The sequence below is a fragment of the Pseudomonas sp. DNDY-54 genome (assembly GCF_019880365.1).
GTDB classification, from domain to species: domain Bacteria; phylum Pseudomonadota; class Gammaproteobacteria; order Pseudomonadales; family Pseudomonadaceae; genus Stutzerimonas; species Stutzerimonas stutzeri_P.
The window spans coordinates 2,345,960-2,368,955 of record NZ_CP082271.1; the positions used below are offsets into that span (position 1 = coordinate 2,345,960).

The window sequence follows — 22,996 nt, forward strand, 5'->3', positions numbered from 1 at the left end:
AAATCGGTGCTGGACCGCGACAGATAACGGACTGGACCGCAGGCGAAAACGCAGCTTTTCTCCTACCGATGCAGTCGAACCAGAACAACTACAAGATAGACAGGTGGCACATGAACTATTCCGGCCTCAACTTCGCTCTCGGCGAAACCGTCGACATGCTCCGCGACCAGGTGCGCGGTTTCGTTGCCAGCGAGCTGGCGCCTCGCGCCGAAGCCATCGATCGCGAAAACGTGTTCCCCAGCGACATGTGGCGCAAGTTCGGTGACATGGGCCTGCTCGGTATCACGATAGACGAGGAATACGGCGGCGCCGGGATGGGTTATCTGGCGCATGTCATCGCGCTCGAGGAAATCAGTCGCGGCTCGGCCTCGGTCGGCCTCTCTTACGGTGCGCATTCCAACCTTTGCGTCAACCAGATCAACCGCAACGGCACACCAGAGCAGAAGGCCAAGTACCTGCCCAAGCTGGTCTCCGGCGAGCACGTAGGCGCGCTGGCGATGAGCGAGCCGAACGCCGGCTCCGACGTGGTTTCGATGAAGCTGCGCGCCGATCGCAAGGGCGATCGCTTCGTCCTCAACGGCAGCAAGACCTGGATCACCAACGGCCCGGACGCCAACACCTACGTGATCTATGCCAAGACCGACCTGGACAAGGGACCGCATGGGATCACCGCGTTCATCGTCGAGCGCGACTGGAAGGGTTTCTCGCGGGGCAACAAGTTCGACAAGCTCGGCATGCGCGGCTCCAACACCTGCGAGCTGTTCTTCGATGATGTCGAAGTCCCGGAAGAGAACGTGCTGGGCGTTGAAAACGGCGGCGTGAGAGTGTTGATGAGCGGCCTGGATTACGAGCGCGTTGTCCTCTCCGGCGGTCCGGTTGGCATCATGCAGGCCTGCCTGGACGTCGTTGTGCCCTACATCCACGACCGCAAGCAGTTCGGCCAGAGCATCGGCGAGTTCCAGTTCATTCAGGGCAAGGTCGCCGACATGTACACCCAGCTCAATGCCAGCCGCGCTTACCTCTATACGGTGGCGCAGGCGTGCGACCGGGCCGAAACCACCCGCAAGGATGCCGCCGGGGTGATTCTCTACACCGCTGAAGCGGCGACCCAGATGGCATTGCAGGCGATCCAGATTCTGGGCGGCAATGGCTACATCAACGAATTTCCAACGGGCCGTCTGCTGCGCGACGCCAAGCTCTACGAGATCGGCGCGGGCACCAGCGAGATCCGCCGCATGCTGATCGGCCGCGAGCTTTTCAACGAAACCAAATAAGACAAAGCAGCAGAGACGGAACGCAGAAACCGTAGGGTGGGCTTCAGCCCACCATTCCCGGAGGTGGTGGGCTGAAGCGGAACGCCGCCCGGCCCGCCCTACCCGGGAGGAAGCGCCACTCCGGCCTTCGTCCAGCTTCAGTCTTCACCGCTCTTTTCGAGGGTTCTATGGCCATCCTGAATACCCAGATCAACACCCGCTCGCCCGAGTTCGCAGCCAATCGCGACGCGATGCTCGGGCAGGTGGAAAGCCTCCGCACGCTGCTCGGCAAAATCAGCGAGGGCGGCGGTGAGAAAGCCCAGCAGCGCCATGTATCCCGCGGCAAATTGCTCGTGCGTGACCGCATCAACGCCCTCCTCGACCCCGGCTCGGCGTTTCTCGAAGTCGCCCCGTTGGCGGCCTATGAAGTCTATGGCGAAGACGTCGCCGCCGCGGGCGTGGTGGCCGGCATAGGCCGGGTCGAAGGCGTCGAATGCATGATCATCGCCAACGACGCCACGGTGAAAGGCGGCAGCTACTACCCGCTTACGGTGAAGAAGCACCTGCGTGCGCAATCCATCGCCCAGCAGAATCGCTTGCCGTGTATCTATCTGGTGGATTCGGGCGGCGCCAACCTGCCGCGTCAGGACGAGGTCTTTCCGGACCGCGAACACTTCGGTCGCATCTTCTTCAACCAGGCCAACATGAGTGCGATGGGCATCCCGCAGCTGGCCGTGGTGATGGGCTCCTGCACCGCGGGCGGTGCCTACGTTCCGGCGATGGCTGACGAAACCATCATGGTGCGTAACCAGGCGACGATCTTTCTTGCCGGCCCGCCGTTGGTCAAGGCCGCTACCGGTGAGGTGGTGACCGCCGAAGACCTGGGCGGTGCCGACGTGCATTGCAAAATCTCCGGCGTAGCCGACCACTACGCTGAGAGCGACGAGCACGCGCTGGCGATCGCCAGGCGCTGCGTGGCCAACCTCAACTGGCAAAAGCTTGGCCAAGTACAGAGCCGCCAGCCGCGGGCGCCGCTGTATGCCGCGGACGAACTGTACGGCGTGATCCCGGCTCAGTCGAAGCAGCCCTACGATGTTCGCGAAGTGATCGCGCGGTTGGTCGACGGCAGCGAATTCGATGAGTTCAAGGCACTGTTCGGCAACACGCTGGTTTGCGGCTTCGCCACGCTGCACGGCTACCCGATCGCGATCCTGGCGAACAACGGCATCCTGTTCGCTGAAGCCGCGCAGAAAGGTGCGCACTTTATCGAGCTGGCCTGCCAGCGTGGCATCCCGCTGGTGTTCCTGCAGAACATCACCGGCTTCATGGTTGGGCAGAAATACGAAACCGGTGGCATCGCTAAGCACGGCGCCAAGCTGGTTACCGCCGTCGCTTGCGCGCAGGTGCCGAAGTTTACGGTGGTCATCGGCGGCAGCTTTGGCGCCGGTAACTACGGCATGTGCGGTCGTGCCTACGATCCTCGATTTTTGTGGATGTGGCCGAACGCACGCATTGGCGTCATGGGTGGTGAACAGGCCGCGGGCGTGCTGGTGCAAGTCAAGCGCGAGCAGGCCGAGCGTAGCGGGCAGACGTTCTCGGATGACGATGAAGCGCAGCTCAAACAACCGATCCTCGAACAGTACGAGCGCCAGGGGCACCCCTACTACTCCAGTGCGCGTCTGTGGGATGACGGCGTGATTGATCCGGCGCAGACGCGCGACGTTCTGGGCCTGGCAATTTCAGCCAGCCTCAACGCGCCAATCGAGCCCACCCGGTTCGGTGTGTTCCGGATGTGAGCCGCGCTCACGCCCCCTGTGCCCAAGGATTTATGTCATGACCGATTTCACCACGCTGCAACTTGAGCTGGACCCCCGCGGCTTCGCCACCCTCTGGCTGAATCGCCCGGAAAAGAACAACGCCTTCAACGCCGAAATGATTCGCGAGCTGGTGCTCGCCCTGGACCAGGTCCAGTCGAACAAGACGCTGCGATTCCTGTTGCTGCGCGGGCGCGGCAAACACTTCTCGGCAGGCGCTGATCTCGCCTGGATGCAGCAGTCAGCCAAACTGGATTTTGAGGCCAACCTCAACGATGCCCGCGAACTGGGTGAAATGATGTACAGCCTCTATCACCTGAAGCTACCAACCCTGGCGGTGGTCCAAGGCGCTGCGTTCGGTGGCGCGGTGGGGCTGATCGCTTGCTGCGACATGGCCATCGGCGCTGCCGACGCACAGTTTTCGTTGTCTGAAGTCCGCATCGGTCTCGCGCCGGCAGTAATCAGCCCCTTCGTGGTCAAAGCGATCGGTGAACGCGCCACGCGTCGCTACGCCATGACCGGCGAGCGATTCAGTGGCGAGCGGGCCCGCGAGCTTGGCCTGCTGTCGGAAACCTATCCAGCCGAAGCGCTGGACGACAGCCTTTGTGGCTGGATTGACACCCTTCTGCTGAACAGCCCGCAGGCGATGCGTGCCAGTAAGGACTTGATGCGTGAAGCCAGCAGCGGCTCGTTGAGCCCTGCGCTTCGTCGTTACACCGAGAACAGCATTGCGCGCATCCGCGTCAGCCCTGAAGGTCAGGAAGGGTTGAACGCCTTCCTTGAAAAGCGCAAACCGAACTGGACGCAGGAGCCACAACAATGATCACCACTCTCCTGGTCGCCAACCGCGGCGAGATTGCCTGTCGCGTGATGCGCACGGCCAAGGCCATGGGCCTGACCACCGTTGCGGTACACAGCGCCATTGACCGCAACGCCCGTCACGCGCGCGAGGCCGACATCCGTATCGACCTCGGTGGCGCCAAACCCGCTGAAAGCTATCTGCTGGTCGAGAAATTGATCGCCGCCGCCAAATCCAGTGGCGCCCAGGCGATTCACCCCGGTTATGGCTTCCTCTCTGAGAACGCGGGGTTCGCGCGCGCCATCGAGGACGCCGGGCTGATTTTCCTCGGCCCGCCCGCCTCGGCCATCGATGCCATGGGCAGCAAATCCGCCGCCAAGGCGCTGATGGAAAAAGCCGGTGTGCCGTTGGTGCCGGGCTATCACGGCGAAGCGCAGGACGTGGAAACCTTCCGAGTCGCGGCAGAGAAAATTGGCTACCCAGTGCTGCTCAAGGCCACCGCCGGCGGCGGCGGTAAAGGCATGAAAGTCGTCGAGCGCGAAGCCGACCTGGCTGAAGCGCTGCAGTCAGCTCAACGCGAGGCACAGTCCTCGTTCGGCGATTCGCGCATGCTGGTCGAGAAATATGTACTCAAGCCGCGCCATGTGGAGATTCAGGTATTCGCCGATCAGCACGGGAGCTGCCTGTATCTCAACGAGCGCGACTGTTCGATCCAGCGCCGACATCAGAAGGTCGTGGAAGAAGCCCCCGCGCCGGGCCTCTCCCCTGAGCTGCGCCGCGCCATGGGTGAAGCGGCAGTAAAAGCTGCGCAAGCCATTGGCTACGTCGGCGCCGGCACCGTGGAGTTTCTGCTCGACGCGCGCGGCGAATTCTTCTTCATGGAAATGAACACCCGTCTGCAAGTCGAGCATCCAGTCACCGAGGCCATCACGGGACTCGATCTGGTGGCCTGGCAGATCCGCGTGGCGCGTGGTGAGCCGCTGCCGATCAGCCAGGATCAGGTTCCGCTGACTGGCCACGCCATTGAAGTGCGCCTGTATGCCGAAGACCCAGACAATGACTTCCTGCCCGCTACCGGGACGCTCGATCTTTATCGCGAATCCGCCGCCGGCCCAGGTCGTCGAGTCGACAGCGGCGTCGCCGAGGGCGATACGGTGTCGCCTTTCTACGACCCCATGCTCGGCAAGCTGATCGCCTGGGGCGAGAACCGCGAGGAGGCGCGCCTTCGTTTGCTGGCCATGCTCGACGAAACCTGTGTCGGCGGCGTGCGGACCAATCTGGCGTTTCTGCGGCGCGTAATAGGTCATCCCGCCTTTGCGGCGGCCGAGCTGGACACCGGTTTCATTCCGCGCCACGAAGCCGAGCTGATGCGCACGCCCGGCGAATTGGCGGATGCGTTCTGGCAACTGGCGGGCGAGCTTTTCGTACAGACCGAGCCGGCCAAACAACGAGACGACGACGCCCATTCCCCCTGGGCCAGGCGTGACGGCCTACGCTTTGGCATGCCCGCGCGGGTGGGCGTGCACCTGGTGTGCAACGGTGAAAGCCGCCTCGTGCGTATCGATACCGCGCCTCAGCCTCGTGAACGTCAGCCCAAAGCCATTCGCCAGGGCAACACGCTGTATCTGGAATGGAACGGTGAGCTGCAAGCCGTTACCGCTTTCGATCCGATTGCCGAGGTGGAGGCCAGCCACCAGCATCACGGCGGCCTCACCGCACCCATGAACGGCAGCATCGTGCGAGTGCTGGTCGAGGTCGGGCAGCAGGTCGAAGCCGGTGCCACACTGGTCGTACTGGAAGCGATGAAAATGGAACACAGCATCCGCGCTCAGCAGGCAGGCGTGGTCAAAGGTCTGTTCTGCGCTGAAGGCGACATGGTCAATGAAGGCGCGGTATTACTCGAAATGGAAGAGGCGTGAAGCCGAACGAGCCGGCGCTAGCACCGGCGAATTGGTGGGCTGAAGCCCACCCTACGGTGGCAGACCTGCAGCTTGTGTAGGGTGGGCTTCAGCCCACCGGATTTGTCAAACCGCGCGGGCCTGCTCGGCGCAACCTTGGCGGGCCGAAGCCCACTCGGTCGACGACCGACCGCGACAACTTAACGACACGGGTGAACGACATGATGAGCTTTCACCCCCTGGAGGACATATGAGCCTGCCCAAACAGGTCCGCCTGGTCGAAGTCGGCCCGCGAGACGGCTTGCAGAATGAAAAGCAACCGATCAGCGTCGCCGACAAGGTGCGGCTGGTCGATGACCTCACTGCCGCCGGCGTGCGCTACATCGAGGTGGGTAGTTTCGTGTCGCCCAAGTGGGTGCCGCAGATGGCAGGCTCAGCCGATGTCTTTGCGCAAATCAGGCAGAAACCTGGCGTAACCTACGCGGCACTTACGCCCAACCTCATAGGCCTCGAAGCCGCGATCGAAGCGGGTGTCAGCGAAGTTGCGGTATTCGGCGCGGCGTCCGAAGCCTTCTCACAGAAAAACATCAACTGTTCCATCGACGAGAGCCTGGCACGCTTTGCGCCGCTGATGGAGGCCGCCCGTGAGAGCGGTATCCAGGTGCGCGGCTACGTGTCATGCGTGCTGGGCTGCCCTTATGAAGGTGAAATCGACCCGAAGCGCGTCGCCCATGTTGCGCTCGAGCTGTTCGCCATGGGCTGCTACGAGGTATCGCTGGGCGACACCATTGGTACCGGCACGCCGGGCAAGACGCGCCAGCTGTTCGAGACCGTTAGCCGCGACGTTCCCCGCGACAAACTCGCCGGGCACTTTCACGACACCTACGGCCAGGCGCTGGCGAACATCTATGCCAGCCTGCAGGAAGGCATTTCCACTTTCGACAGTTCAGTCGCGGGGCTCGGCGGCTGCCCCTACGCGAAAGGCGCCAGTGGCAACGTAGCCAGCGAGGATGTGCTCTACATGCTGGAAGGCCTCGGCATTGAGACCGGAATCGACCTGACGTCGCTAATCGCTGCCGGGCAGCGCATCAGTGACGTGCTGGGACGGCCGAACGGCTCGCGGGTAGCTCGGGCGCGTCTCAGCACGCAGTGACCCGTTCGGATGAACAGCCATAGATGAAAAACAAGAGGCTTACATGAACAAGATCTACCCTAACGCCCAGCAGGCTCTGGACGGCCTGGTCGAGGACGGCATGACGCTGGCCGTCGGCGGCTTTGGCCTGTGCGGCATCCCTGAAGCGTTGATCGAGGCGCTCCGTGATTCAGCGAAGAAAAACCTCACCGTGATCAGCAACAACGCGGGCGTGGACGGCTTCGGTCTCGGCCTGCTGCTGGAAACGCGGCAGGTGCGCAAGATGATTTCCTCCTACGTGGGTGAGAACAAGGAGTTCGAGCGGCAGTACCTCGCCGGTGAGCTGGAGCTGGAATTCACACCCCAGGGCACGCTGGCCGAGAAGCTACGCGCTGGCGGCTCGGGTATCCCGGCGTTCTACACAAAGACCGGCTACGGCACGCTGATCGCCGAGGGCAAGGAGACCCGCCAGTTCAAGGGCGAGTGGTATGTCATGGAAGAATCGCTGACCGCCGACATCGCCTTGGTCAAGGCCTACAAAGCGGACAAAGCCGGCAACCTGGTCTTCAACAAGACCGCACGCAACTTCAACCCGCTCGCCGCCATGGCCGGCAAGGTCTGCGTGGTAGAGGTCGATCATTTGGTGGAAACCGGGGAGTTGGACCCCGATCAGATCCACCTTCCCGGCGTTTACGTGCAGCGCATCATTCATAACCCGAACGCCGAGAAGCGCATCGAAAAACGTACGGTGAGGAGCTGATCATGGCCTGGACACGTGAACAGATGGCGCAGCGCGCCGCGCAGGAATTGCAGGATGGCTTCTATGTGAATCTCGGTATTGGATTGCCGACCCTTGTCGCCAACTACATCCCCGAGGGCATGGATGTCTGGCTGCAAAGCGAGAACGGCCTGCTTGGCATCGGCCCCTTTCCCACCGAAGACGAGATCGACCCGGATCTGATCAATGCCGGCAAACAGACCGTCACCGCCCTGCCCGGTAGCGCCTTTTTCGATAACGCCATGAGCTTCGGCATGATCCGCGGCGGCCATATCAACCTGGCCATTCTGGGCGCCATGCAGGTCTCCGAGAAAGGCGACCTGGCGAACTGGATGATCCCCGGCAAGATGGTCAAGGGGATGGGCGGCGCGATGGATCTGGTGGCCGGCGTCAAGCGTGTCGTCGTCCTGATGGAGCACACGGCGAAGGGCGCGCACAAGATCATCAAAGCGTGCGACCTGCCGCTGACCGGTGTGGGCGTGGTTGACCGGATCATTACGGACCTCGGCGTGCTGGATGTCACCGAGCAAGGCTTGAAGCTGGTTGAACTGGCGGATGGCGTGAGCGTCGAGCAAATCCAGGAAGCCACCGGCTGCGCTATTCAGCAGTAACCAGGCATGGCCCGATGCCACTGTGCATTGGGCCAATGCAGCATGTAGTCTTGGCACGCAATAAACCCGTACAAAACGCGCCCGGCTCGTTGAGAGCCGCGGGTGGATAAGCAGGACTGGAATCCTTCATGGCAAAGCAGACGTACAGCATTTCCGATTTAGCCAACGAGCTCGACATTACCACCCGCGCCATCCGCTTCTATGAAGAACAGGGCATGCTTTCACCGAAACGGCGTGGACAGGAGCGTATCTACACGCCGAAGGATCGCGTCGCGCTCAAGTTGATCCTGCGCGGCAAGCGCATCGGATTTTCGCTGGCCGAATGCAAGACACTGATCGAGCTTTACGATCCCAAGGCCGGCAACCAGAAACAGTTGAACATCATGCTCGGGATGATTGCTGAACGACGTGAGCAGCTAGAGCAGCAGCTTCTCGATATTCAGCAGATGCAGCTTGAACTCGATACCGCCGAGGAGCGTTGCCTGACCGCGCTGAAGACGACGCTAGGTCAAGAAGCAAGCTGATTCCGAGCCCCATCTCGCCTCAGCCAAGTGGCCGAGCGAAGGTGCGCATTTACACCTTTCCCGCGCGATTGATTGCACCTACCCCGCCGCTGTATGCAGCGGCGATGCCATGCCCGCCACCCTCACGGTCCAGCGAAATAGACATCAGTCCGGACTTATGGACATTCGCATGACCCATCAGTCCGGAGGTCCGTCACGCTGGACACTCGTAACGCCTCTCCAAGTATCCGGACCCTCTGGAACAGGCATTTCAGCGCATCTCGGCAGTCAGGCACAGAACCTGCTAAGTGATAAGCGCTAAAGCCAGAACACCTGGCGGAAGGGCAGCCGGATGATGCGCTTTCGCTTTCGGCTGCGTTGCGCGCCGCGCTGCAGCCTTCTGGTTATCAGAACAACAAAAACAAGGAAAACCCGAAATGTCCGTTAAGAAGAAGCTTTCCCGTCTCGCCTGCGCCATCGGCGCCACCACTGTTGTCAGCGCCGCTCTGCTCAGCAGTAACGCGATGGCCACCGAGAAGATTCGCTGGCAGGTGCCGCTGGCCTTCCCCTCTCACCTTGTTGGCCTGACGACACCGGTCAAGCGTCTTTCCGAGTCGCTCAAGGCCATCTCCGGTGGCGACATTCAGCTGCGCTACTACGAGCCCGGCGAGCTGGTGCCGCCGTTTGAGATCATGGATGCGGTGAGCAACGGCAAATATCCGGCCGGCTATACCTGGATTGGCTATGACCAGGGCACTATCCCGGCGCTCCCCCTGTATTCCGGTGCGCCTTTCAATATGGAGCCTCCCGCTTACCTCGCGTGGTACTACGAGGGCGACGGCAAGAAGCTGCTGGAAGAGATCTATGCCGAACGCAACATCCACCCGATGCTGTGCAGCATCATCGGGCCGGAAGGCGCCGGCTGGTTCGCCAAGCCCATCGAGAAACTGGACGACATCGACGGGCTGCGGATTCGCTTTGCCGGCATCGGCGGCAAGGTGCTGGAAAAGCTAGGCGCCTCAGTCACCATGATTCCAGGCGGAGAGATCTATCAGGCGCTGGAACGCAAAACCATTGACGCCACTGAGTTCTCCCAGCCGGCCATCGATAAGATGCTGGGCCTCGACCAGATCATCAAAAACTACATCATGCCGGGCTGGCACCAGACGCTGACCACCTCGCACCTGCTGGTAAACAAGGGCGTTTGGGACAAGCTGGAGCCGCAGAGCCGCGCACTGATCGAGATGGGCTGTGAATCCGCCACGCTCAAAGGTTTCGCCGAAAGCGAGTGGGCTCAGCCGACCGCGCTGCGTGACTATGAAAAGCAGGGTGTAAAGGCCCAGGTGCTGCCCGAAGAGGTGCTACGCGAGCTGGAGCGAGTGACCACCGAAGTGCTCGACGAGATCGCCGCCGAAGACGAGATGTTCAAGCGCGTGCTGACCAGCCAGCGTGAGTTCATGCAGCACCACTCCGTGTGGCACGGCAAGGGCTACCTGCCGCGTGATTACTACCAGTACGAGTAACCGTCAGAGCCGAGGGACGTCCGTCCCTCGCTTGGATGCGGGTCGTTGCAAGCCCAAGTTGTTGGCCTGCAACGGCTCACCCGTACCGAATCACCGAGGTGGTCATGGCTGTTCATCCCGTTTCTCCCAATAACGCAGTGCCCGCCTCTCAGGCGGACGCGCTGCCTCACAACAAGTTGTCGTTTTGGCTGGACAAGGGATTGGTCGCCATAGGCGAAGCCAGCGCCTGGATCTGGCTGTTAGTGCTGGCGGTTGTGCTGACCAACGTCTTTAGCCGCTTCGTTCTGTCGCGCGGCTCCATTGCGCTGGAAGAGCTGTCATGGCACCTGTTCGGCGCGGCCCTGATGCTCGCCCTCGCCTACGCCGTGGTGCGAGATGACCATGTCCGTGTCGACGTGCTGCGTGAGAAGTTCACGCTGCGCAGCCAGGCCATCATCGAGCTGCTGGCCATCCTGATTCTGGCGCTGCCTATCGTGTTGCTGATGGTCGATGCGCTGGTGCCCTTTGCCTACCAGGCGTTCATCTATGAAGAGCGGTCGCAGGCGCCGAGCGGTCTGCCGCATCGCTTCATCTTCAAGAGTGTGCTGCCGCTCGGTCTGTCGCTCGTCGCCCTGGCCTTGCTCTCTCGCGCCTCACGGTGCAGCACGCTGCTGCTCAATTTCCCGCGGGCTATGAGGCCCGCTACCGGTGACCGCGACCGCGGCCACTCGCAGCCCTGATGGAGCCGTCGTAATCATGGGTCTGGAACAAATACTCGTCATCAGCATGTTCGCCATCTTCATGGTGCTACTGCTGCTTGGTTTCCCCGTAGCCTGGTCGCTGGCCGGCATCGGGCTGTTGTTCGCTGTGCTCGGTCATGTGATGGTCGAGCACTTCGATGCCGATCTCTGGTTCACCTGGGACGGCACCATCGGCGTGCTCGATGCGCGCATCTACGGCATCGTCGCTAACGAACTGATGGTCGCCCTGCCACTGTTCATCTTCATGGGCATCATGCTCGACCGCTCCGGCATCGCCGAACGCCTGATGCACAGCCTCGTCCGGGTACTCGGCCCATTGCGTGGCGGTTATGCCGTGACGGTGGTGCTGGTGGGCATCTTGCTGGCCGCCTCCACCGGCATCGTCGGCGCCTCAGTGGCACTGCTCGGCATGCTCTCCATCGGGCCGATGCTGCAGGCCAAATACAACAAGAGCCTCGCCGTCGGCACCGCCTGTTCAGTCGGCACGCTTGGCATCCTGATTCCACCCAGCATCATGCTGGTGCTGATGGCCGACCGCCTCGGCACGTCCGAGGCCTCGGTCGGCAAGTTGTTCATGGGTGCGCTGATCCCCGGCATGATGCTGGCGCTGATGTACATCCTCTACATCGTCATCGTGTCGTGGGTGAAGAAGGACTTCGCACCCGCGCCGGCCAACCGCCCTAAGCTCGACGCCCGCGCCTTGCTCGATGTGTTCTGGGCCGTGGTGCCACCCTTCGTACTGATCCTGGCGGTGCTCGGGTCGATCTTCTTTGGCATCGCCACTACCACCGAAGCCTCTGCCGTCGGCGCATTCGGTGCGGTACTGATGGCCGCCTGCAGCCGCAAGCTGAACATGACCGTGCTGAAGGAGGCGCTTTACCAAACCAGCCGCACCTCGGCCTTCATATTCGGCATTTTCATCGGCGCCACGGTGTTCGCGGCCGTGTTGCGCGGCCTGGGCGGTGACGATGTTATCCGCGATGCGCTGACGGGGCTCCCCTTCGGCCAAACCGGGGTTTTGCTCACCGTACTGTTCATCACCTTCCTGCTGGGTTTCTTCCTGGACTGGGTCGAAATCACGCTGATCATCCTGCCGCTGGTGGCCCCGGTTCTGTTCTCCATGGGGGTGGATCCGCTGTGGTTCGCGATTCTCTTCGCGCTGTGCCTGCAGACATCCTTCCTCACACCGCCGGTAGGCTTCGCGCTGTTCTATATCAAAGGTGTGTGCCCGCCGGAAGTCACTACGCGTGACGTCTATCTGGGCGTATTGCCTTACATCCTGATCCAGCTCCTCGGCCTCGCGCTGGTGTTCTTCTTCGCGCCCCTGGCGACCTGGTTGCCCAACGAGGTGTATGGGCTCTGAACCATGCCCCGGCTGTCTTGCCCTTCTCAGCCGGGGCCTCCCATAATCGGTCGAACCCCAACGGACTCCTCTGCCCATGGCGATTGCGCGTAACGACCTCGACAGCGACGGCCTGATCATCGGCGTCTCACCGGAGCGGTTTCGCGCCGTGGCGATGCCGCTGCTGTTCGATCACCTGAATGCGCAATGTGAGGGCACCATTGCCGTCAATCGCCAGGCACGGATCGTCTGGATTAACGACAAGTACGCCGAAAAGATCGGCATCAGCGATCCGCGCAACGTCCTCGGCAAGGAAATCGAAGACGTGCTGCCCGCGAGCCGCTTGCGCGAGGTCGTGGAAAGCGGCCTGCCGAGCATGCTCGACCTGATGGCGTTCGGTGACGAGCATTTCGTGGTGACCCGTATTCCGCTGCGTGATGAGGACGGCACCCTCGTTGGGGCCCTGGGTTTCGTGCTGTTCGATCGGGCCCAGCATCTCAAGCCATTGATGTCCAAATTCAACATCCTTCAGACACAACTGGTCGCCACACAACACGAGCTGGCCAAGGCCCGCCGCGCGCGTTACACCATTGCCGGCTTCATCGGCACCAGTCCAGCGGCCAGCGAAGTCAAGCGCCAGGCCCGTCGGGCGGCGCAGCTGGACGCCACTGTGCTGATTCGCGGCGAGACCGGCACCGGTAAAGAACTACTGGCCCAAGGCATTCACAACCTGTCGCCGCGCGCCAATGGTCCCTTTGTTGCGGTGAACGTCGCAGCCATTCCGGAAACTTTGGTCGAAGCCGAACTCTTCGGTACCGCCCCTGGCGCCTTCACCGGCGCCGATCGCAAGGCGCGAATCGGCAAGTTCGAAGTCGCCAACGGCGGCACGCTGTTTCTCGACGAAATTGGCGATCTGCCACTCGCCTTGCAAGCCAAGCTGTTGCGGGTGCTGCAGGAGCAGGAAATCGAGCCGCTTGGTTCCAACCAGGTCAAACCGCTCAACGTGCGGGTGATTGCGGCCACCCATATCGACCTCGAAGCCAAGGTCGCCGACGGGCAGTTCCGTGATGACCTCTATTACCGCCTCAACGTGCTCGCGCTCAACGTACCCTCGTTACGCGACCGCGTTAGCGACATCCCCGCGCTGGTCGAGCACCTGCTCGATGACATCGCCAACCGGTCCGGCCAGGCACCGATGGAACTTACCGCCGAGGCCGTGGCGTTGCTCTGCGGCCAACCCTGGCGCGGCAACGTACGTGAGCTGAGCAACCTGCTGGAGCGCGCTCAGCTAAACGCCGATGGCCTGCCGATCGAAGCGGTGCATCTGCTGCCGCTGCTTGGCGATCAGACCCACCGGGCCGCACCGTCTGCACCACCTATAACTCCGGTTGCCGAGCCATCCGAGCTGGACGACGCGCCGTTGCAGTTGCTAGCTGAAAGCGTTGCCCAGGCCGAACGCCGTGCGCTGCAACACGCGCTGCAAGTCTGCAAAGGCAACCGCCGCCGCGCCGCTGTGGAGTTGGGCATATCCCGAGCGAGTCTATATTCCAAGCTTCAATTGCACGGGCTGAGCGAGCGGTAGCGCGCAAAGCCTGCAGCGGAAGGCTTTGTGCTTCGCGCAAAGGACAGCGTGCGAGCCTCTCATCATCCCAATGATCCAACCTCGGCGTTGCAGCTCGTAGGTGGGCTTTAGCCCACCGCGTGACACCCGTGCATATGCAAACAGCTGAGCCGTCATCGCCAACCGTTAGAAAAGCGAGTGGGCTGAAGCGGAGCGCCGCGCGGCCCACCCTACAACCCTTCGCTACTGCGCCAGCCAGCCACCATCGACGTTCCATGCCGCGCCGCGAACCTGACGGCCGGCATCGCTGCAGAGGACAACCATGACAAACGCTGGTGGGCTGAAGCCCACCCTACGAGCCTACAACCCTTCGCTACTGCGCCAGCCAGCCGCCATCGACGTTCCATGCCGCGCCGCGACTTTGCCGGCCGGCATCGCTGCACAGGAAGACCGCCAGCTCACCCCATCCCGTAGGGTGGGCTTTAGCCCACCACGTGACACCCGTGCATATGCAAACAGCTGAGCCGTCATCGCCAACCGTTAATAACGCGAGTGGGCTGAAGCGGAGCGCCGCGCGGCCCACCCTACAACCCTTCGCTACTGCGCCAGCCAGCCACCATCGACGTTCCATGCCGCGCCGCGAACCTGACGGCCGGCATCGCTGCACAGGAAGACCGCCAGCTCACCCAGCTCTTCAGGCGTGACGAAGTCCAGCGAAGGCTGCTTTTCCATCAGCAGTTCGCGCGTTGCTCGCATCGGGTCACCGTGGGCTTTGGCCTTGCTATCGATCTGCTGTTGGACGAGCGGCGTCAGGACCCAGCCTGGGCAGAGTGCGTTACACGTGATGCCGGTGGTGGCGGTTTCCAGGGCAACGGTCTTGGTCAGACCGATTACGCCGTGTTTCGCGGCGACGTAAGCCGCCTTCTGTGTCGACGCCACCAGGCCATGCACCGAGGATATGTTGATGATTCGGCCCCAGTTGCGCTCGCGCATGCCAGGTAGCGCGAGGCGCATCGTATGGAACACTGAGGACAGGTTGATCGCGATGATGCTGTTCCAGCGTTCGACGGGGAAACGCTCCACCGGAGCAACATGCTGGATTCCAGCGTTATTGACGAGGACATCAAGGGAGCCGAAGTCGCGCTCGGTCTGGCCGATCAATTCGCCGATCTGCTCGGCGTCGGCCATATCGGCCGGGTGGTGCAGGACGCGCGTGCCAAACGCCGACACGCGGGCCATGGCAGCGTCCACATCGCCGAACCCGTTGAGCATCACGTTGGCGCCCGCCTCCGCCAGCTTGCAAGCGATACCCAGACCGATGCCACTGGTTGACCCGGTCACGAGCGCGGTTTTGCCTTTCAAGATCATGCTTGTCTCCCGTAGCCAGGCGTGGCCGTCATGGCGGCACCGGGCACAGCGCGCCGATGGGAACAAGGATAGCGGGTGGCTGGGCGGTCGACGGAGTTGAGGGCGGCTAGGCAGCGCGATGACAGGCAGCGTGTCGCCCTTGCGTAGTGTTTGAGGACATTCATGAGCATTCCTTATTGTTCTAGTGCCTTCCCACTCCAGCCCGCAAGAAGCTGTGATTGGAAAGGAAAACCCGGCGAAACGAACCAACCAGAGCGAAACCCGTGCCAGCCTCTGTCGGATGTGATGATTTGGACCATCGCCAGCCAGAAAGCCAGTCAGACGCTCGTGCTGTAAGCAGAACGAGGGAAAAGAAGACCTTGAAATCTGGACATGCACAGCAGGCGGGACATAGGCGCGTGATCCATGTCCCGCGCGCTGGACACGGGCGAACCAATGGGGCGCTCTGGGTTTACGACACCATGGAGCTAACGTCATGGATGGGGTCGGTCACTGAGCGCAGCGATCGCGCCAAGCGACACATCACGCTGGTCATCCATCAGGTCTACGCTTACTCCAGCTTTTACCTTCACCCGACCCGTCACAGCCCAACACGAGCGCCGACCCATGCAATTGATCTATGCAGCAGCATCGCCCTTCGGCCGAAAAACCAGAGTGGTGGCCAGCGAAACGGGGCTTACGTCCCGGCTGGAGCTGATTGAAACAACCGTGCTACCCGTCGACGTGAACGAGCGAGTCAACGCGGTCAATCCGCTGGGCAAGATTCCGGTGTTACTGACGGATGACGGCGAAGCCCTGTACGACAGCCGTGTAATCTGTGAGTACCTCGACAGTCTGCACGACAAGCCTCGGTTGTTTCCGGCAGACCCCGCCCGACGCTGGCGGACCTTGCGGCTGGCCGCGCTCGCAGACGGCGTAATGGAAGCCGCGGTGTTGACGCGCTATGAGCGCGCGGCGCGCCCTGCGGAGCGGCAATGGGATGAATGGGTTGACGGTCAATTGGCCAAGGTACGCCGAGGATTGGCGTCGCTGGAGGTCAGCACCGACTTGCTGAATGAGCCGTTGGACATCGCCCAGATCGGGGTGGCCTGCGCGTTGGGCTATTTGGATTTTCGTTTTGCCGAACTGAACTGGCGACACGAGTCACCGAAGCTCGCCGCTTTTAACGAGCAGTTTGCCGACCGGGACTCGATGCGCAGCACCGCACCGGTTTGATCACCGCGCGGTCGTCCAGCCGCCACCCGCGAGGCGGCGGCTAATCAACTGTCAGCTGTTCAACACACCATCAACCAACGCCTTCGCTTCATCCTGAATGCGTTTGAGGTGCGCCTCGCCCTCGAAGCTCTCGGCGTAGATCTTGTAGACGTCTTCGGTGCCGGATGGCCGCGCCGCGAACCAGCCGTTATCGGTGACGACTTTCAGCCCACCGATAGCGGCGCCATTGCCTGGCGCTTCGGTAAGAATCTGGGTGATGGGCTGGCCTGCCAACTCACTGGCCGTGACCTGCGAGGCGGAAAGCTTGCCCAACTTCGCTTTCTGCTCGCGATCAGCCGGGGCGTCAATCCGCTGGTACACAGGCGCGCCGAAGCGTTCTATCAGCGCCTGGTAGCGCTCGCCCGGGTCCTTACCGGTGACCGCCGTAATTTCTGCGGCCAGCAATCCGAGGATTATGCCGTCCTTGTCCGTGGACCAGGCGCCACCGGCCCTACGCAAAAACGACGCGCCCGCTGACTCTTCGCCGCCAAACCCGAGGCTGCCATCCATCAAGCCGTCCACGAACCACTTGAAGCCCACCGGCACTTCGACCACTTGACGCCCTATTCCCTTGGCGACCCGATCGATCATCGAAGAGGACACCAGCGTCTTGCCGATGCCTGCCTGTGGGCTCCATTCAGGACGATGGGTGAAGAGATATTCAATAGCCACCGCCAGGTAGTGATTCGGGTTTAGTAGCCCTACCGAGCGCGCCACGATGCCGTGCCGATCGTGATCCGTATCGCAAGCGAAGGAGACATCAAAGCGGTCCTTGTTCTCGATCAGACCCGCCATGGCATGCGGCGAACTGCAATCCATGCGGATCTTGCCGTCCCAGTCCAAGCGCATGAAGCGGAAGGTCGGATCGACGCGGGTCGAGAGCACCTCGAGTGGCAGGCCGTAGCGCTCCGCAATGCGCGTCCAGTAATGCACGCCCGCACCACCCAGCGGATCGACGCCAAACTTCAGACCCGAGCCGCGAATTGCTTCGAGGTCGATCACCTGGCCCAGCCCACCCACATAGTGGTCGATGAAATCAAAGCGCTGCGTCGTCGGTGCATCCAGGGCCTGCGAATAATCTATCCGCTGGACGCCCTTGAGGCCCGCGGTCAGTAAGGCGTTAGCGCGCTCCTGAATCCACTTGGTCACGCTGGTGTCAGCCGGGCCACCGTTGGTGGGGTTGTATTTGAAGCCGCCGTCGGCCGGCGGGTTGTGCGATGGGGTGATTACGATGCCGTCGGCCAGCCCGCTGCGGCGCCCGGCGTTGTATTCGAGGATCGCGTTGGAGATGGCTGGGGTCGGCGTGTAACCGGGCTCCCCATTGGTTTCGCTGCACCCTGCGTCAATACGCGTCTCGACACCGTTGCCCGCTAGCACTTCCAGGGCGGACACAAAGGCCGGTTCGGACAGCGCGTGGGTGTCCATGCCTACGAAGATCGGTCCGTCGATGCCCTGCTCACGGCGATAGTCACAGATCGCTTGGGTAGTGGCGAGAATGTGCCACTCGTTGAAGCTGTTCTTAAGCGACGAACCCCGATGACCGGACGTACCAAAGGAAACTTGCTGTGCCGGGTCCGAAGGGTCGGGACGCTCGCTGTAATAGCGCGAAATCAGACGCGGGATATTGGTCAGGGTACGTTCGTCCGGCAGGCGTCCTGCGTTGAGGTCGAGACTCATCTGTCGTTCCTTTGGAAGGGAGGGAAATATCACCGGTGGCAGAGCCAATCGCGTCGCACGGAAGGTGATCAGACGCAAAAAGGCCGCGGCAACGCCGTTAATCTTGGCGCTAAGACCATCACTCCTTGGGTTTTGGTTCCCCATCAAGCGAGGTGAATATCCAAGCTGAACCGCCCCACATGATATTGCGCCCACCCAGCGCCGCCAAACGGGGTGGCTGCGCGCGTCTGTAGCGGCAACTATCGAACGCTTCGGGGGCATACAGAGGCCGGTTCAAAGGCCCCCATAAATGATTCTGACGGATCGGCAGTCGGCCAGCGAAGGCCTTGGTAGAACTGGAACATGCGACTGCAGACGACGATCCCATGGTTCAGGGCATGGCTTCGACGAACTGCCTGACGGCCGTGAGAACGACCTCCGGCTGCTCGCGATGCGGGACGTGGAAGCAGCCGTCGAGCATCAAGGTCTGTGCCGCTCCGGTCGCAAGCTCGGCGATTCGACGCGGGTGCACAGCCGAGCCGTATTCGTCCTCGGCACCGTGGAGCGCAAGCAGTGGACAGGCGATGCTGGGCGCGCTGTCCTCTAGCGTCCACCCGGCATAGGCGTCGGACAACCAGGTATCGAACCATGCTGAAAGCACCCATTCGGCTTTCTCGCCGTGGTATTTGCGCAACCGGTCCAGCTGATCAGGCGCAGCGAATGCCGCTTGCGCCTGGCGGATACCGTGCAACGTGCGGTCTTCGACAAAGGCCTGCGCCGATTCGGTGATCACGCCAAGGCAATGCCGCGAATGATGCGCCGCCAGGCTGGCCGCCATTGCGCCGCCTACGCTGTGGCCGAAGGCAATGAAACGCTCGGCGTCCAAGACGCCCCAGACCGGCAGGAAGAAGCGCTCGGCCTCATCACGGATAAAGCGAGTCGACCAGCCGCCCGGATGCGGCGCCGAACGACCGAAGCCCAAGCGATCATAGGCGATGACGTCGCGTGCGGTCGCCGCCGCGAGGCGTTCTGGAAAATCACGCCACAACTCGACGCAGCCGAGCGAATCATGCAGCAGGACAATGGGGACCTTGGTTGTGTTGGTGCGCCAGCGCCGGATAAACACGTCGCCATCTTCGGTTGGAAGATGGCGGTCCTCACGTTCGATGATCATCCTGGAAACCTCTTCGCGCGCACCATCGGCCTAGCCGCATGTGGTAGCGCGGGCGAGCGTGACGGAGCGGATTGCGTTATGGACATACGCGCCGAGAACGCAGCGCCTGGGAAGACGATGACTGCGGCCCTTGCGTAACGAGCCAGCCATTCGATAACCACGAGACGCGCGGAACGTGCGCGTCAGGCAGAGCGAAACCTCTGACCGACTTCAGCTGGCCAATGACGCCGAATGCTGTGCAGCTTTTTCCCGATCACGCAGCAGGAATCGTTGGATCTTCCCGCTTGGTGTTTTGGGAAGCTCGTCGACGAACTCGATTTCGCGCGGGTATGCATGCGCAGACAAGCGCTGACGTACATGCTGCTGCAGCTGTTCCGCCAGCATCGCGTCGCCGTTATGCCCGGCATGCAGCACAACGTACGCCTTGACCAGCTCAGTACGCTCGGGATCCGGCTTGCCGATCACCGCCGCTTCGATCACCGCCGGATGTTCGACCAAGGCACTTTCCACATCGAACGGGCCGACACGGTAACCGGACGTGGTGATGACATCGTCGGCGCGCCCTACAAAACTGATGCTTCCGTCGTCGTTCATCTCGACGGTATCGCCGCTCAGGTAGTAGTGACCGACGAAGGCCTTGGTTTTCGTACCGGTGTAGCCCGGGAACCAGAGCAGCGGCGATCGGCTGCGGTCCAGTGCAAGCATTCCGGGTGTGCCGGGCTCCAGCTCACGCTGCTGATCATCCAATACCACGACGCGGTGTCCCGGCATGGCATAGCCCGCGGTTCCGATACGGACGTTGTGGCTCAAGGCGTGATGGTTGCACAGCACCATACCGAGTTCGGTCTGGCCATAGTGATCGTGGATGGTGCAACCGAGACCGTCGCGGAACCAGCGGATGACCTCCGGTGTTAATGGCTCGCCCGCGCTGCTCACGGCGCGCAAGCGGCCCTTGATTCTGCCTTCCACGTCCTTGCGGGACGCCAGCAGCAAGCGGAACGCGGTCGGTGATCCCGCCATGTTGGTAATACCGTATTCGTCGACGACCCGACAGGTGCTCTCGACCGTGAAGCCGCCTTCATAGAACAGCGTGGTGTGCCCCATCGCCAGAGGGCCGGTGACGGCGTAGTACAGCCCATACGCCCAACCGGGATCCGCAATGTTCCAGAACTTGTCGTCGGGCTGCAGATCCACCGCGTCCCGCATGTACGTGACGAAGGCGACGATGGCTTTGAGCGGCACATGCAGTTGCTTCGCAGGCCCGGTTGTGCCCGACGTGAACATCGCCATGAAAGGCGACTCGCCGTCCATGAGCACCGACTCGAACTCGGCCGATTGGCGATTCACCTGGGTCCAGAAATCATCATCGCCATTGCCCACCACCAGCCGGCGCGGCGCGGCGTCGATGCTGTCCAGCTTTTCACTGTTGGTGGTGTCGGTAACGACCATCTTCGCGCCGGACTCCTTGATCCGATGCTCCACCGCTTTGGGGCCGAAAGCCGTAAACAGGGGCTGATAGATCGCGCCGATGCGCCAGGTGCCAAGGATGGTGACGAGCAGTTCGGGCGTGCGCGGCAAAAGACCGGCCACGGTATCGCCCGGTTGAATGCCCTGACTGACCAACAGATTGGCGAAACGTGAAGACGCTTCCTTTAATTGAGCAAAGGTCCAGATAGCGCGCTGCCCATCGCGGCCTTCCCAGCGAAGCGCAACCTTGTCCGAATCCGCATGCCGGTCGCAACATTCAACGCACGCGTTCATGGCAGACAGGTCCCCTGAAAGGATCGCTGATACCGTCTGGTCGTAGTCAAATTCACTGGCCGCAGTGACGTAGTCGCGCATGGCTGGCTCCCGGGTTCTTGTTATTGGGCCCTTGGATATTGGCTCTGCGTACCGCCCGCAACAATGGCAAAAGCCTTCAAGCTGGATGAATGTTTTGGACAAACTATCCGGGCGTTGCGTTGGCGGCACGCAGCGTTTTTACGTCGAGTGCGTGGCAGACACTGCGAGATGGCTCCCGCTGCACTCGCGCCAATCCAACTATAGGTTGCTAGCGGTGCAGCTGCCGGCCTGCTCGTCAGCTTTACTCCCGCAGCCAGCCGTCTCCAACCCGAACAATCAACCTTCCGGTGGGAGCTTCGCGATCACCTTGATTTCGAACTGGAAGCCATAGAGCCAGGTGACGCCAACAGCAGTCAGTGTCGGGTGCGGCGCGCTCCCCCAGAATTCGGGGACGACCTTCCAGATGGTTTCGAACGTTGATTGGGGATCGACAATAAACACGGTCACGTCAATCACGTCATCGAAGGTGCAGCCCGCAGCCTTCAGAATCGCGTTCAGGTTTTCGAAGGCGAGCCGGACCTGGGCCTCAAGGTTCGGTTCAGGCGAACCGTCCTCGCGGCTGCCCACCTGCCCCGACACGAATAGAAAGCCATCGGAGCGGATGGCCGGCGAGTACCGATTACGCTCGTAGAGCGCTTGACGTCCGGGTGGAAAAACAACGTTGCGTTGGGTCATGGGATACCTCCATCAGCAGGCCGAAGCTGGCCTGTTACTTACGACGAGATGAATCTAGGCGGCCTGGCCTGCTGGATAAACTGGCGTTTCCACCCATCACTGTTTGTAAAATGCAAACAATCCCAGGATCCGGAGCAGAGATGGACCGTTTTGATGCAATGAAGGCGTTCGCTCGCGTGGTGGAAACCGGCAGCTTCACCAAGGCCGCCGACACCCTGCACGTCAGCAAGACCAGCGTGACGCAACTGGTCCAGCAGCTGGAGGCCCGGCTGCGTGTTCGGCTGCTCAATCGAACCACGCGCAAGGTCAACGTCACCGCTGATGGCGCTGCCTATTACGAACGCGTCATCCGTCTACTGGCAGACCTGGACGACGCCGAGACCAGCCTGTCCAGTGCGTCGGCACTGCCAAGAGGCCGGTTACGGGTCGATGTGCCCAGCCCGTTTGCACGGTTGATCCTCATGCCAGCGTTGCCGGCCTTTCATGCGCGCTACCCGGACATCCAGCTGGATATGGGCGTCAGTGATCGCACGGTCGACCTGATCGGCGAGAACGTGGATTGCGTCGTGCGCGGCGGCGAGCTGACCGATCAGTCGTTGATGGCCCGGCATGTAGGCGATCTGCAGCTCGGCGTCTACGCCGCGCCGAGTTATCTGGAGCGCGCCGGAACGCCTTCTCACCCGCGCGACCTCCAGGACACGCATCACCGCATCGTCGGTTTTCTCTGGGCGCGAACCGGCAAGGTGTTCCCCTATGCCATGCACTGCGACGGCGAGCGCATCAACGTGCTCGGCCGGTACGTGCTCTCGGTCGACGACGGCAACGCCTACCTCGCGGCCGGCCTGGCCGGTATGGGCGTGCTCTGGTTGCCGAACTACATGGCAAAGGATCACGCAGCACGCGGCGAATTGATTCCCCTGTTCGAAAACTGGCAGCTCGATCCGATGCCGATGTACATCGCATTCCCACCGAATCGACACGTGAGTACCAAACTGCGCGTGTTCATTGAATGGATCGCCGAGCTGATGGCGGATCAGGCGCCTGTCCTCGGGCGACGCGGCACATAACCGGTT

General features: G+C 61.8%; 19 protein-coding genes. 14 read left to right on the top strand and 5 right to left on the bottom strand.

Going from position 1 to position 22,996, the window contains the following annotated elements; translation table 11 throughout:
• The first annotated feature begins 110 nt into the window (after nucleotides 1–110).
• The 12 genes from K4O48_RS10845 to K4O48_RS10900 all read left to right on the top strand — a co-directional run bounded on the left by K4O48_RS10845 (nucleotide 111) and on the right by K4O48_RS10900 (nucleotide 13,975).
• Nucleotides 111–1,274 carry an isovaleryl-CoA dehydrogenase gene (locus K4O48_RS10845; RefSeq protein ID WP_222908241.1) on the top strand — a complete coding sequence of 388 codons (1,164 nt, stop codon included), beginning with the start codon at nucleotides 111–113 and terminating at the stop codon, nucleotides 1,272–1,274.
• A 167-nt stretch (nucleotides 1,275–1,441) separates the two neighbouring features.
• Nucleotides 1,442–3,049 (top strand): carboxyl transferase domain-containing protein, encoded by a 1,608-nt coding sequence (locus K4O48_RS10850; protein ID WP_222908242.1) that lies wholly within the window; start codon nucleotides 1,442–1,444, stop codon nucleotides 3,047–3,049.
• A gap of 37 nt (nucleotides 3,050–3,086) precedes the next feature.
• On the top strand, nucleotides 3,087–3,890 hold the full coding sequence (locus K4O48_RS10855) for a gamma-carboxygeranoyl-CoA hydratase (RefSeq protein WP_222908243.1): 804 nt from the start codon (nucleotides 3,087–3,089) through the stop codon (nucleotides 3,888–3,890).
• Nucleotides 3,887–5,785 (top strand): acetyl/propionyl/methylcrotonyl-CoA carboxylase subunit alpha, encoded by a 1,899-nt coding sequence (locus tag K4O48_RS10860; protein ID WP_222908244.1) that lies wholly within the window; start codon nucleotides 3,887–3,889, stop codon nucleotides 5,783–5,785. Before K4O48_RS10855 ends, K4O48_RS10860 begins: the two co-directional genes overlap by 4 nt.
• Before the next feature lie 229 nt (nucleotides 5,786–6,014).
• Nucleotides 6,015–6,917, top strand: coding sequence for a hydroxymethylglutaryl-CoA lyase (locus K4O48_RS10865; RefSeq protein ID WP_222908245.1), 903 nt, complete (start codon nucleotides 6,015–6,017; stop codon nucleotides 6,915–6,917).
• 43 nt (nucleotides 6,918–6,960) lie between these two features.
• The gene (locus tag K4O48_RS10870; protein WP_222908246.1) at nucleotides 6,961–7,656 is read left to right on the top strand and encodes a CoA transferase subunit A; all 696 of its coding nucleotides are present in this window, start codon (nucleotides 6,961–6,963) and stop codon (nucleotides 7,654–7,656) included.
• A gap of 2 nt (nucleotides 7,657–7,658) precedes the next feature.
• On the top strand, nucleotides 7,659–8,285 hold the full coding sequence (locus K4O48_RS10875; RefSeq protein WP_222908247.1) for a CoA transferase subunit B: 627 nt from the start codon (nucleotides 7,659–7,661) through the stop codon (nucleotides 8,283–8,285).
• A 128-nt stretch (nucleotides 8,286–8,413) separates the two neighbouring features.
• Nucleotides 8,414–8,809, top strand: a complete 396-nt coding sequence (locus K4O48_RS10880; protein WP_222908248.1) for a MerR family transcriptional regulator — start codon at nucleotides 8,414–8,416, stop codon at nucleotides 8,807–8,809.
• Between the two features lie 416 nt (nucleotides 8,810–9,225).
• Complete coding sequence (locus K4O48_RS10885) at nucleotides 9,226–10,311, top strand: TRAP transporter substrate-binding protein (RefSeq protein WP_222908249.1); 1,086 nt, start codon at nucleotides 9,226–9,228, stop codon at nucleotides 10,309–10,311.
• 104 nt (nucleotides 10,312–10,415) lie between these two features.
• Nucleotides 10,416–11,030 carry a TRAP transporter small permease subunit gene (locus tag K4O48_RS10890; RefSeq protein ID WP_222908250.1) on the top strand — a complete coding sequence of 205 codons (615 nt, stop codon included), beginning with the start codon at nucleotides 10,416–10,418 and terminating at the stop codon, nucleotides 11,028–11,030.
• A gap of 16 nt (nucleotides 11,031–11,046) precedes the next feature.
• Nucleotides 11,047–12,414, top strand: a complete 1,368-nt coding sequence (locus tag K4O48_RS10895) for a TRAP transporter large permease subunit (RefSeq protein WP_222908251.1) — start codon at nucleotides 11,047–11,049, stop codon at nucleotides 12,412–12,414.
• Nucleotides 12,415–12,490: 76 nt separating this feature from the next.
• The gene (locus tag K4O48_RS10900) at nucleotides 12,491–13,975 is read left to right on the top strand and encodes a sigma-54-dependent Fis family transcriptional regulator (RefSeq protein WP_222908252.1); all 1,485 of its coding nucleotides are present in this window, start codon (nucleotides 12,491–12,493) and stop codon (nucleotides 13,973–13,975) included.
• A gap of 576 nt (nucleotides 13,976–14,551) precedes the next feature.
• Here the strand turns inward: K4O48_RS10900 and K4O48_RS10915 are convergent.
• Nucleotides 14,552–15,322 (bottom strand): 3-hydroxybutyrate dehydrogenase, encoded by a 771-nt coding sequence (locus K4O48_RS10915; RefSeq protein ID WP_222908253.1) that lies wholly within the window; start codon nucleotides 15,320–15,322, stop codon nucleotides 14,552–14,554.
• Nucleotides 15,323–15,928: 606 nt separating this feature from the next.
• Here K4O48_RS10915 and K4O48_RS10920 point away from each other — a divergent pair.
• Nucleotides 15,929–16,537, top strand: coding sequence for a glutathione S-transferase N-terminal domain-containing protein (locus tag K4O48_RS10920; RefSeq protein ID WP_222908254.1), 609 nt, complete (start codon nucleotides 15,929–15,931; stop codon nucleotides 16,535–16,537).
• Between the two features lie 51 nt (nucleotides 16,538–16,588).
• Here K4O48_RS10920 and pgm read toward each other — a convergent pair whose 3' ends face one another.
• The 4 genes from pgm to K4O48_RS10940 form a co-directional block, all read right to left on the bottom strand.
• On the bottom strand, nucleotides 16,589–18,253 hold the full coding sequence (pgm, locus tag K4O48_RS10925) for a phosphoglucomutase (alpha-D-glucose-1,6-bisphosphate-dependent) (protein ID WP_222908255.1): 1,665 nt from the start codon (nucleotides 18,251–18,253) through the stop codon (nucleotides 16,589–16,591).
• Nucleotides 18,254–18,623: 370 nt separating this feature from the next.
• Nucleotides 18,624–19,406, bottom strand: coding sequence for an alpha/beta fold hydrolase (locus tag K4O48_RS10930; protein WP_222908256.1), 783 nt, complete (start codon nucleotides 19,404–19,406; stop codon nucleotides 18,624–18,626).
• Between the two features lie 210 nt (nucleotides 19,407–19,616).
• A complete protein-coding gene (locus tag K4O48_RS10935; RefSeq protein WP_222908257.1) occupies nucleotides 19,617–21,248 on the bottom strand; it encodes an acyl-CoA synthetase in 1,632 nt (543 codons plus the stop codon).
• A gap of 276 nt (nucleotides 21,249–21,524) precedes the next feature.
• A complete protein-coding gene (locus K4O48_RS10940) occupies nucleotides 21,525–21,923 on the bottom strand; it encodes a RidA family protein (protein WP_222908258.1) in 399 nt (132 codons plus the stop codon).
• 140 nt (nucleotides 21,924–22,063) lie between these two features.
• Here K4O48_RS10940 and K4O48_RS10945 point away from each other — a divergent pair, with 140 nt between their 5' ends.
• Nucleotides 22,064–22,990 (top strand): LysR family transcriptional regulator, encoded by a 927-nt coding sequence (locus tag K4O48_RS10945; protein WP_222908259.1) that lies wholly within the window; start codon nucleotides 22,064–22,066, stop codon nucleotides 22,988–22,990.
• Nucleotides 22,991–22,996: the final 6 nt, after the last annotated feature.